Source organism: Anoxynatronum buryatiense (assembly GCF_900182905.1).
Lineage (GTDB): Bacteria > Bacillota > Clostridia > Peptostreptococcales > Tindalliaceae > Anoxynatronum > Anoxynatronum buryatiense.
In genome coordinates this window covers 573801-585605 of record NZ_FXUF01000001.1, presented here as the reverse complement: position 1 = coordinate 585605, position 11805 = coordinate 573801, and the positions used below count along the sequence as shown (strand labels likewise).

11 protein-coding genes are annotated in these 11805 nt (G+C 46.7%); 8 read left to right on the top strand and 3 right to left on the bottom strand.

The features are described 5' to 3' along the window. The first annotated feature begins 2 nt into the window (after window positions 1–2). The 6 genes from QOL74_RS02655 to QOL74_RS02630 all read left to right on the top strand — a co-directional run bounded on the left by QOL74_RS02655 (window position 3) and on the right by QOL74_RS02630 (window position 6624). A complete protein-coding gene (locus QOL74_RS02655; RefSeq protein ID WP_283407878.1) occupies window positions 3–728 on the top strand; it encodes an HAD-IB family hydrolase in 726 nt (241 codons plus the stop codon). 161 nt (window positions 729–889) lie between these two features. Further along, window positions 890–1258 carry an ArsR/SmtB family transcription factor gene (locus QOL74_RS02650; protein WP_283407877.1) on the top strand — a complete coding sequence of 123 codons (369 nt, stop codon included), beginning with the start codon at window positions 890–892 and terminating at the stop codon, window positions 1256–1258. A gap of 37 nt (window positions 1259–1295) precedes the next feature. Beyond that, a complete protein-coding gene (gene arsB, locus QOL74_RS02645) occupies window positions 1296–2357 on the top strand; it encodes an ACR3 family arsenite efflux transporter (protein WP_430383845.1) in 1062 nt (353 codons plus the stop codon). A gap of 318 nt (window positions 2358–2675) precedes the next feature. Then, on the top strand, window positions 2676–4697 hold the full coding sequence (locus tag QOL74_RS02640) for an alpha-amylase family glycosyl hydrolase (RefSeq protein ID WP_283407875.1): 2022 nt from the start codon (window positions 2676–2678) through the stop codon (window positions 4695–4697). Between the two features lie 451 nt (window positions 4698–5148). Further along, entirely contained in the window at window positions 5149–5379 is a 231-nt protein-coding gene (locus tag QOL74_RS02635; RefSeq protein WP_283407874.1) for a thioredoxin family protein, read from the top strand. A gap of 69 nt (window positions 5380–5448) precedes the next feature. Further along, window positions 5449–6624: a permease gene (locus tag QOL74_RS02630; protein WP_283407873.1), complete on the top strand. Its 1176-nt coding sequence runs from the start codon at window positions 5449–5451 to the stop codon at window positions 6622–6624. A 76-nt stretch (window positions 6625–6700) separates the two neighbouring features. Here QOL74_RS02630 and QOL74_RS02625 read toward each other — a convergent pair whose 3' ends face one another. Next, window positions 6701–7102, bottom strand: a complete 402-nt coding sequence (locus tag QOL74_RS02625) for an arsenate reductase ArsC (protein WP_283407872.1) — start codon at window positions 7100–7102, stop codon at window positions 6701–6703. A gap of 123 nt (window positions 7103–7225) precedes the next feature. Further along, the gene (locus QOL74_RS02620; protein WP_283407871.1) at window positions 7226–7540 is read right to left on the bottom strand and encodes an ArsR/SmtB family transcription factor; all 315 of its coding nucleotides are present in this window, start codon (window positions 7538–7540) and stop codon (window positions 7226–7228) included. A 265-nt stretch (window positions 7541–7805) separates the two neighbouring features. Between QOL74_RS02620 and QOL74_RS02615 the strand changes: the two genes are divergently transcribed. Then, window positions 7806–8972, top strand: a complete 1167-nt coding sequence (locus tag QOL74_RS02615) for a nucleotide sugar dehydrogenase (RefSeq protein ID WP_283407870.1) — start codon at window positions 7806–7808, stop codon at window positions 8970–8972. 302 nt (window positions 8973–9274) lie between these two features. Further along, entirely contained in the window at window positions 9275–10429 is a 1155-nt protein-coding gene (locus QOL74_RS02610; protein WP_283407869.1) for a glycosyltransferase family 4 protein, read from the top strand. A gap of 88 nt (window positions 10430–10517) precedes the next feature. Here QOL74_RS02610 and QOL74_RS02605 read toward each other — a convergent pair whose 3' ends face one another. Then, window positions 10518–11612, bottom strand: a complete 1095-nt coding sequence (locus tag QOL74_RS02605) for an FAD:protein FMN transferase (protein ID WP_283407868.1) — start codon at window positions 11610–11612, stop codon at window positions 10518–10520. Window positions 11613–11805: the final 193 nt, after the last annotated feature.

Below are 11805 nucleotides of genomic sequence, written 5' to 3'. Positions count from 1 at the left end.
CGATGGGACAAATTGCTGCTTTTTTCGATATCGATGGTACCTTACACCGGGACTCATTGATGATGGAACATTTTAAACGGCTGATTCGTTATGAAATCATCGACCCTCAATACTGGTACAGTCATGCCCAGAAAGCTTTCAGAAATTGGGACAAACGCATGGGCAATTATGAAGATTATCTGTTGGAAGTGGCAGAAATCTATTTGAACTCCATGAAGGGACAAAACAAGCACTACATTGATTTCATCGTGCACCAGGTGATTGAAACCAAAGGTGACCGGGTTTATCGGTTCACCCGGGATCAGATCTACTGGCATAAGGAGCAGGGGCACCGGGTTATTTTTGTTTCCGGCAGCCCCGATTATCTGGTGGAACGCATGGCAGAAAAGTATGGGGCAGATGACTTTCGGGCAACCGAGTACCAGGTGGATGAACAGAATAACTTTACCGGTGAAATCAAGCAAATGTGGGATTCCCACAGTAAATCAGAAGCATTGGCTGAACTGGTGGAGCAATATGATATCGATTTGGATCTAAGTTATGCCTATGGTGACACCAAAGGTGACCTGACCATGCTGCAATCGGTCAAATACCCGGTGGCCATCAATCCTGCAAAAGAACTGCTTCTGGAAATTAAAAAAGATGAAGCACTGGCCAAACGAACCAAAGTCATCATTGAGCGTAAAGACGTCATTTATCAATTTGATGCCAGTGTGGAAATATTATAAAGTAAAGGGAAACCACTTCAATTCTGAAGGGTTTCTTTTTTGTGCAGAAAGAAATTCTTGACATTGTCAACAATCAGGAGTAATATATGAGCGTAATCAAATATACAAATGTAAGAATGTGATTATATATTTATACAACCAGCATGGTTAGGAGGTGTGAAATGGACGGCTTATTTAAAACACTGGGAGATCAAAATCGCCTGCGAATGATTAATTTGTTGAGAAAGAGCAAGCTGTGCGTTTGTGAAATGGAAGTTATCTTAAACACAACTCAATCGAATGTGTCCAGACACCTGGCACGGCTTCGCTCTGAAAACGTGATTACGTACGAAAAAAAAGCACAGTGGATATACTACTCAATTCATGAAGATTTTATCAAAAAGCATCATTTGCTGTTCAAATATCTTGAAGATTTCATGGATCAGGAACCGCTGTACCAGGATGACTTGAAAAGACTGCAGGAATATGAGTCCAGTGGCGAAAACTGTGAAACACTAAAACGTCATGAAAAAAAGATCTTTGCCAGCTAGTTTCATAAGGCAGTATACATTACAGGAGGTGTCCAGCGTGGAAAAAGAAAATACACAGGGAATTGGATTTTTTGAGCGTTACTTAACAATTTGGGTGGCGGCTTGCATCGTCATAGGAGTGGCCATCGGCCAATATCTACCCGTGATTCCAGAAACTCTCAGCCGCTTTGAATATGCTCAGGTGTCGATTCCGGTTGCCATTCTCATATGGCTGATGATTTATCCCATGATGCTGAAAATTGATTTTACCAGTATTGTGGCAGCGACCAAAAAACCCAGGGGGCTGGTGGTTACCTGTGTCACCAATTGGCTGATCAAGCCTTTTACCATGTATGTCATCGCCGCCTTTTTCCTGAAAATACTATTTCAGAACTTCATCGCGCCTGATTTGGCCAACGAGTACCTGGCAGGGGCAGTGCTTTTGGGAGCGGCTCCCTGCACGGCCATGGTTTTTGTCTGGAGCCATTTAACAAAAGGGGATCCGGCCTACACATTGGTGCAAGTAGCAGTGAACGACTTGATTCTGTTGGTGGCTTTTACACCCATTGTAGCGTTCCTGCTTGGCATCAGTGACGTCATCGTACCATACGATACCCTGTTCCTGTCAGTTGTACTTTTTATCGTCATCCCACTCGCAGGAGGGTATTTCTCGCGCAAACATATCATCAAAAATAAAGGCCTGGATTACTTTGAGAATGTCTTTCTGAGAAAATTTGACAATGTAACCATCGTCGGCTTGCTCTTGACGCTGATCATCATTTTCACCTTCCAGGGTGACGTCATCCTGTCCAACCCATTGCACGTTCTGTTAATTGCCATCCCCCTTACCATTCAGACCTTCTTCATTTTCACCATCGCTTATGGCTGGTCACGTGCATGGAAACTGCCCCATAACATAGCATCACCGGCAGCCATGATAGGTGCCAGCAATTTCTTTGAACTGGCGGTGGCTGTCGCCATCACCCTCTTTGGGCTAACCTCCGGGGCGGCTCTGGCAACAGTTGTTGGGGTATTGGTGGAAGTGCCGGTGATGTTAACCCTGGTGCGCATTGCCAACAAAACACGGCACTGGTTCCCGGAAACAGTAAAAGGAGCTTAAGTTATATAGGTTAATATGTGAGAATCGAAGGACAGCAAATAAGCAGATGAAAGCAGTGAAAAGATGATCGCGGGATCATGACCATCACAAACCAACCATCATGGCACGACAAGGTTATCAGGTAGTTAGAAACTCCATAATACTGCAGGTGCCCAAAACGGGTATAACTGATATAATGAGGGTGCATTGTCCAATGCAATGAAACATGGTGTGGATGATGCGCCACTTTTTATCTGAAGCAAGGGTTATTACCGGAAAAAATGATCCAGGATAGCTGGCATACATTGCTGGAATGATGTGTGGAGGGAGTGACGTAAAATGGATGACCGAAACCACCCGCCGGGAAAACTGAAAATACTGGAGGTTGACCCCTGGCTGGGGTCTTACGAACAGGATTTGATACTGCGCATGAAACACTACCGGGAGATGAAAAGATCTCTTTTGGGAGATGACAGCCAGTTCAAAGATTTTGCCAACGGGCACCAGTACTTTGGATTCCACCCCACTGATCATGGATGGGTGTACCGGGAATGGGCACCTGCCGCAGATGCGTTATTTCTCATGGGAGACTTTAATGGGTGGAACCGAAATTCCCACCCGTTGACAGCAAGGGAAGCGGGAGTGTGGGAAATATTTCTTGAAGGCAGAGAAACACTATGTCATGAGTGCAGGGTGAAAGTGCATGTGGTAAGCAAGGGAACGGCCAGAGACCGGATTCCACTGTATATTCGACGCGTGGTGCAGGACACTGAAACCCATGATTTTTGCGGGCAAATCTGGCATCCTCCTGAGTCATTTCATTGGACAGACTCAGATTTTCAGCTACTCCCGCACCGCCCTCCCTTTATCTATGAATGTCATATTGGTATGGCACAGGAAGAGGGGAAAATCAGTTCTTACCGTGAATTTGAAGAAATCATACTGCCTCGGGTAAAGACGATGGGGTACAATACGATACAGCTGATGGCAGTGATGCAACATCCCTATTACGCTTCTTTTGGGTATCATGTGTCTAACTATTTTGCCGTTTCATCCTGGTTTGGAACACCGGAGGACTTGAAGTCACTGGTCAATACAGCTCACCAAATGGGAATTGCCGTTCTCATGGACATTGTCCATTCCCACGCAGTGAAGAATATTGCCGAAGGAATTAATCAGTTTGACGGCACTGTTCATCAGTTTTTTCACGAAGGTGAACGGGGAAACCACAGCGCCTGGGATTCGAAGCTTTTCAACTATGGAAAGCACGAAGTGATACACTTCCTGTTGTCCGGCATTAAGTTTTGGCTGGAAGAATACCATTTTGACGGGTTTCGCTTTGATGGCGTCACCTCCATGATATATCACGACCACGGACTGGGAACTGCCTTCGACAGCTATGATAAATATTTCAGCGCCAACACAGATCTGGAAGCGCTCACTTACCTTCAGTTTGCCAACGAGCTGACCAAGGAACTGCGGCCCGATGCCCTGAGTATTGCAGAAGATATGAGCGGCATGCCGGGTATGTGCCTGCCCATTGAAACCGGAGGCATCGGGTTCGATTACCGGCTGTCCATGGGAATGCCGGACTTTTGGGTAAAAACCCTGGAGAAGCCGGATGAAAACTGGCAAATGGGCCAAATGGTGCATGAGCTGTCCACCAGCCGGCCTCAGGAAAAACGCATTGCATATGTGGAATCCCATGACCAGGCATTGGTGGGAGACAAGACCATGATTTTCAGAATGGCAGACAAAGAAATGTATGCGCATATGCGTCGTGGCAGTCAGAATCTGGAAGTGGAACGGGCCGTCGCCTTGCATAAAATGGCCCGGCTCATCACCATTTCTTTGGGATCAGAAGGATACCTTACCTTCATGGGAAACGAGTTTGGGCACCCGGAATGGATTGATTTTCCCCGGGAAGGCAACGGATGGAGTTTTCAGCACTGCCGCCGACTCTGGTCACTGGCAGACAATCCGGCTCTTCGTTACCGTGATCTGTATCATTTCGACCAGGCTATGCTTCAGCTGATGCAAACCGCCAACCTGATGGGAGGCAGCCCCCTCACGCTGATGGTGGATGAAGAACGGAAAGTGATTGCATACCGAAGCAACAGCCATGTTTTTCTCTTTAATTTTCACCCCACTGTCTCTTGGGAACATTTGGAAATACCCCTCCATGATACTGGTGACTACCAAGTGGTTCTGGATTCTGATGAAGAACGCTTCGGCGGCCAGGGGCGCATTTCCCATGAGGTGGTTCATTCGACTTATTCTCTCAGACTGAACCCGGTATACAGTGGAATTGCCATCTACCTGCCCTGTCGAACGGGGATGGTGCTGGGAAAAAATGAATAAGTGCCTTGTTAACTGAGGGTGGTTGCGATTGTTATTTCCTTATCTTTCCTGGACGCGATTCTTTACAACGCCATCCATAGATGAGACAAAACACAATGAAGGCAAGGGATTTGGTGAGGGTCAGCCTTGAAAATCTTATCAATGCTTTTTCGAAAGATGAGAAAACCGCCAGCGCCTGCTATTTAAGCGCAGCGAGTTTAGGCGCTGTTTCGAGGCTTTCGACTAAAAACACACAAGATTGGAGTCAGCTGTCCTGGCCAGATCTCTTTGTCTTCAACCTGAAAAACTGAACAAGCAGCTGTGTGAAAAAATTAATTAACTGATCCAGATGGTGAAATTGTAACGATTTTGAGATGGTAGTTTCAGAGATGTTAGGCTTGACAACAGCTGGAGGAAGGCGTACACTATATATAAAGATATCTTTATATAATCATTCAAAAGGGGTGCTGAAATGAACATCAAGATTTTGGGTTCAGGCTGCAAAAACTGCAAAACGCTGGAGTCCAATGCACGAGAGGCAGCAGAACAGTTGGGTTTGATTGCGACCTTTGAAAAAGTGGAAGACTTTAAAACAATTGCTTCCTATGGCGTGCTGAAAACTCCCGGTCTGGTGGTGGATGAAAAACTGGTGGCATCAGGCAAGGTTTTAAATGTTGACGAAATCAAGAGCAAACTTAAATAAGGCATTGTCACATTTGCCCATCGGTGATCAATTGATGGGCAAGATCTTTCTTTTTGGAGGCGCATTGGAATGAGTGAATTAAAGAAATTGGGTTTAATTGTGGCGGTTTTTCTGGCGGCTTTCTTCATGCCGGTGGAAAATCCGGTGATGCAGGGAGCATTGTTGGAATCATTTGCATTATTAAATGAATATGCCCGGGAACATGTCCTGCTTTGTCTGGTTCCCGCCTTCTTTATTGCCGGTGCTGTTGGTGTTTTTCTGTCTCAGGATTCGGTGATCAAATACCTGGGCCCCCAGGCCAAAAAAGCGGTTTCTTATGGGGTGGCCTCTGTTTCAGGGGTGATTCTGGCGGTGTGTTCCTGCACGGTATTACCGCTGTTTGCCGGTATTTACATGAAGGGTGCCGGCCTCGGACCCGCAGTCACGTTTCTCTACTCCGGCCCGGCCATCAATATTCTGGCCATCACCATCACGGCACAGGTACTGGGGCTGGAGCTGGGAGTTGCCCGTACTATTGGTGCCGTTGTTTTCAGTGTGGTGGTGGGGCTTCTGATGCATCTGATTTTTCGCAAAGAAGAAACGGCCCGCAATGAAAAAGATGCCGCCATGTTTGAAAGTCAGGATGAATCGGGAGAAGACAGACCTTTGTGGCAAACCATGGTTTTTTTCTTTTCAATGATTGGGGTGCTGGTATTTGCCAATTTTGCCCGGCCTTCCGACCCATCAGGCGTGTGGGGCTTTCTCTTCTCCCTTAAATGGATTTTGGCAGGGTTATTCCTGGCCATCACCTTGTACGCCACTGTGTTTTGGTTTAATCAGGATCAACGGAAAGAATGGATTGATGAAACCTGGGGATTTGCCAAAAAAATCCTTCCCCTGTTGTTTGGCGGCATTATGGTGGCAGGGGTTTTACTGGGACGCCCGGGGCACAGTGGTCTGATTCCCGAAGCCTGGGTGGCAAGCCTGGTGGGAGGGAACTCGCTGGGAGCCAATCTCTTTGCCTCAGTGGCAGGTGCGTTCATGTATTTTGCAACGTTGACAGAAGTGCCCATTCTTCAGGGGCTCATTGGATCCGGTATGGGTAAAGGCCCTTCATTGGCGTTACTGTTGGCAGGACCTGCGTTGTCTCTGCCCAACATGTTGGTCATTAGAAGCGTTATCGGAACCAAAAAGACAGTGGTGTTTGTCAGTCTTGTCGTTGTCATGGCCACCTTCACCGGATTAATTTACGGGAATCTGTTTTAGATGTGTTTAAGACTACAGTAGAAAACGCACAAAACCCCCTGCTATTAGAGCAGGGGGTTTTGTGCGTTTTCAAAATCTAAAGTTCGCCGGCAGCAACACGCTGCACCAAATCTTCCACCTTTTCTTTAATCAGATCCCGAGTTGTCCGAAACCCTTCAATGGGTCCACCGGAAGGATCCTCCAGTCCCCAATCCTCCTGGTGCTGGTTGGGCCAGTAAGGGCATACCACACCACAACCCATGGTGATTAGGATATCCACTTCTTCGGGAATATCTGAGAGTAGCTTCGGATAATGGTCACTCATATCAATGCCAACTTCTTTCATGACCTCCACTGCACCAGGTTTCACTTCATGGTAAGATTCAGTGCCGGCAGAGTAAACTTCCAGAATATCTTTTCCCAGATGCTTCGCCCAGGCCTCAGCCATTTGTGAACGGCAGGAATTGTGTATGCACACAAAGGCAACTGTTTTCTTCATGATACCGCCTCCTTTGGTCTAAAATCCATCTTACAAAATGCACACTTAAGAATCAAGCATATCAATGTAAAAACTTCTGAGCAATTCACTGGCCAAGTGGCGATGATGTCGGCGGTTTGTTTTTCAGGCTCTGTCACAGTCTTTCTTTGTTTGATTAAAAGTGGTCATGACGTTGCCGGCGGCCAGATCGTCAAGCAGTGAAAGTGCCCGGCAGAGTGTAACGGGATTTAGCGAGTAATACTTCCATTTACCGGAATGTTTGACATGAACCAGTCTGCTTTCCTGAAGGATTTTCAGGTGATAAGAAATGGTGGGCTGGTGCAATTTAAATTGATCTGCAATTTGACAGGCATTTTTTTGATTATCAGTCAGCATTTTTAATATTTTCAGTCGGGTGGAATCACCAAGTGCCTTAAAAAGATAAGCGTCCTGAGACATGAAACACCTCCTGACTAATTGGTACATACTCAAATAATGATATATACATATAATCACATTGATATATTTATGCTTATAATTTATCGTATCTGATGAGACATGTCAACCTTACTGCAGTCGATTGCAACCACTCCTGATAACTGTTTTTACAAAAAACTAACCAGCTGTTTTCATGAACTCAACAATCGTGTGATATCGTCAGGTTGTCGGGAAAACATATAAACAATGAGCTGTTGGCAAAATCATGGTATGGGGAGTTGAAAGCTTGAAAATAGCCATTGCAGGGACAGGTTATGTAGGGTTATCCAATGCAGTTTTATTGGCACAGCATCACCATGTGGTGGCGTTGGACATTGTGCAGGAAAAAGTGGAAATCATTAATCAACGCAAATCCCCTATCCGTGACCCGGAGATAGAAACTTTTTTAACGACTGAAAAGCTTCACTTGGAGGCAACCACCGATCAACTGAAAGCATATAGAGATGCTGACTATGTCATCATAGCCACTCCAACGAATTATGATCCGGTTAAAAACCATTTCAACACCCGATCTGTGGAAGCTGTGATTGCAGCTGTTCTTTCCATTAATCCCCAGACCGTCATGGTGATTAAATCAACGGTGCCTGTGGGGTACACCAAAAAAGTGAGCGCCATGTTTGAAACTGATCAGATTCTCTTTGCGCCAGAATTTCTGAGAGAAGGAAGCGCCCTTCGTGACAATCTATATCCATCCCGTATCGTAGTGGGAGAAAGGTCAAAAAGGGCGAAGCTGTTTGCTGATCTGATGTTGGAAGGAGCTGTCAAAAAAGAAGTGCCGGTGATTTTCACCGATGCCACAGAAGCAGAGGCGATCAAACTGTTTTCCAATACCTATTTGGCCCTTAGAGTTGCCTATTTCAACGAGCTTGACTCTTACGCAGAAATCAGAGGGTTGAATACCCGGCAAATCATTGAAGGGGTGGGGCTTGATCCCCGTATAGGCATTCATTATAACAACCCCTCTTTTGGATATGGCGGTTACTGCCTCCCCAAAGATACCCGCCAATTACTGGCCAATTTTGCAGATGTTCCCCAAAATATTATGTCAGCAGTGGTGGAGGCGAATCGAACCAGAAAAGACCATATTGCCGAGATGATTCTTAGAAGAAGGCCGGAAACAGTGGGAATTTATCGTCTTACCATGAAAACGGATTCAGATAACTTTCGCCAGGCAGCCATACAAGGGGTGATGAAGCGCGTCAAGGCAAAAGGAATACCCGTGGTGGTATATGAACCGGCGTATGAAGAAAATCTGTATTTTAACTCGCAGGTCATTCGAGATCTGGAAGACTTCAAAGAACGCAGTGATGTGATTGTTGCTAATCGCATGACAGAAGAGCTCCTGGATGTGGCAGACAAAGTCTATACCCGTGATCTCTTCAGTCGGGATTAAGCCGTTACCGAAAGATTCAAGACAGGCCAGGGCAAAGTACATCCGGCTGATAGGTTGTTAGACAGCCTTTACAGAATATTGATGTGATCTTCATCTATTAGCAACATCTCTCGGTTAAAATAGCAGTAAGAAGAAACATGACTTTTTCGGCAGCGGGGGTTGATGTCAGGGTGTGAAGGTATCCATCATTAAGGAGTCATTTGTTGAAAGCCTGTCGCCAAAACCATAACAGTACTTAAAAACAGATGGGCATTTTGATGAAAGATGAGAAAGGTTGGGAAGTCCAAGGGAGGAAGCTAACCATGCGCATCGCCATTTTTACCGATACATTTACCCCGCAAATCAACGGCGTCACCAATACTTTGAATCAGCTAATCCGTCAGTTGGAATCCAGAGGCATTGAACACAAAATTTTTGCACCAAAGTACGATCATGAAGCTGATCATCAGGAAGAGCGCTTCTACAGTCTCAAACTATTTCTCTATCCGGAATGCCGATTGGCGCTGCCAAATATCTTTCGGATTCACGATTCTCTCAGCAAATTCAAGCCTGATCTCATTCATTCCTTCACCGAATTTAACATGGGGATTACTGGGCTTCGTTATGGGAAAAAACACGGTATTCCCACCCTTTCCAGTTATACCACCAATTTCACCCAGTACGCTGATTATTACAAAATGTCGATGCTGAAACAACCGATTTGGGAATACATGCGCTGGTTCCACAATCAAAATGAGCTGACTCTCTGCGCAACCGATGAAGCTCGAAAACTGCTCCATCGCAATGGAATTCATCGCACAGCCATTTTCTCCAGAGGCATTGATACCAACAGATTCAAACCGATTCAAAGAAGCGAAGAGCTGCGTCGCTCTTTGGGCGTAGACGGTCAAAAGGTGTTCTTATATGTGGGCAGGGTATCGTTTGAAAAAGACATGGACATTCTGTGCAAGAGCAGTCGACAGCTGCAGAGCCTTTATGGAGACAAAGTGGCGTTTATCGTGACGGGTGATGGGCCCTACCTTGAAAAATGCCGGCAGCTAATGCCTGGAAACACAGTTTTCACCGGTTTTAAAATGGGCGATGAACTGGCTCGCCTGTATGCTTCCAGTGATGTGTTCGTGTGCCCTTCTTCCACTGAAACCTTTGGGAATGTGGTGCTGGAAGCCATGGCCTCAGGCCTGCCGGTGATTGGCGCTGACGCCGGTGGGGTGCGTAATCTGATTAAAGACGGCCAAAATGGACTCACATTCAAAGCAAGGGACGAAGAAGACTTAACCCGATGTATGACAAGGTTAATGGAGAATGAATCACTGATCAATCACCTGATCAAGAATGGACTGTCTTTTTGCCGCAGTCGTTCATGGAAAACCATTGTAGATGGACTGGTGCAACAGTACCAGTATGTGGTTGAAAACGATGCATCATCCAAAAGTGCCAAATCATCACAAAGTGCCTAATTCCCCCTTTAGATAGACAGCAAACAGCAAGGCTCTCCCTGATTATGGGAGAGCCTTGCTGTTTGTGCGATCAGTGAATGGTTTATGATTAATCGGATACTGGCGGCGGTTCATAGGCAGTGAGTAGATAGGCTTCATTCATCAGTTCGAAATCCTGACGAAGCCCGGGGGTCAGAATCACTTCATCGTCGCGGGTGATAAAAATGGCATCAGCACCGGGCGTATCAGTCACATATCGGTAACCTTTTTCCAGGCCCATGACAAAAACAGCGGTGGAGAGGATGTCAGCCTCCAGGGCGGTGCCAGAGGCGATGGTGACGCTCACCAGCTCGTTGGAAGCCGGTCTGCCGGTGCGGGGATCAAGGATGTGGTGAAAGCGTTCACCTGTGTTTTCGTCAGCGAGATAGCGTTCATAGTCACCCGATGTCACTACAGATCGATTGATGACACCAAGACGCCCCACCAGGCCAGTGCTGCCAGGGATGGGTTCTTTGATTCCGACGTACCAGGGAGTGCCGTCAGGCTTTTCTCCCAAGGCATAGACATCGCCGCCAAAATTGACAAAACCGCTGGTGATACCCAGATCCTGGAGCACCCGGGCAGCCTCATCCACGGCATAACCTTTGGCGATACCTCCCAGATCAATAGCGGTGCCACGTTGGCGTATGCGCACGTCACTGCCTGAAATTTCGATGGTTTCGATGTCAATGGCCGCCAGGGTATTCTGAATGGCTTCCCGCTCGGGCACCTGGGGCCGGTCTGTGCTGAGTCCCCAAAGGGATGTCAGGGTTCCCAGTCCGATATGAAACAGCCCGTCAGTGAGCTGATAATGGCGAAGGCCCTCTTCAATCATAAAGAGCACATCGTCAGTTACGGTGACGCCTGTTCGGCCTGCAGCGGCATTGATTTGATAGATTTGGCTGCCAGGAAGGGTGGCTGACATGCGCCCTTCAATTTCCTGTACCCGTTCGAAAGCTGATGCCACAGCAGTATCGCCTTCGGGCCGATGTTCACTGTGAATTCGAATGTGGCTGATGGTGCCCAGCACTGTTTCAGTCTTTTCAGACCAGCCAGGATCAGTGGAACTGCAGCCAGAGAACAGAACGGCAAAAAGCAATGAAGCAGAAAGCAGCAGACTGGTCATTTTCACCGGAATGCCGCGTGTTGTCAACAGATGTTTCATGATTTCTCCCCATTTCCTGCGTGATAAAGAACATCCTAATTACAGCATAGGCAAAAGAGAATGTCAATGGCTGGAAGTGGGAAGTGCGATGAAGTGGCATCGCTGGCCCGATTGTCGAAGGTATGAATACGAAAGTGAGTGAAAAAGGTGATGATGAGGATTGTTTGTGTTAAAATGAACATGGCCGCAGAAC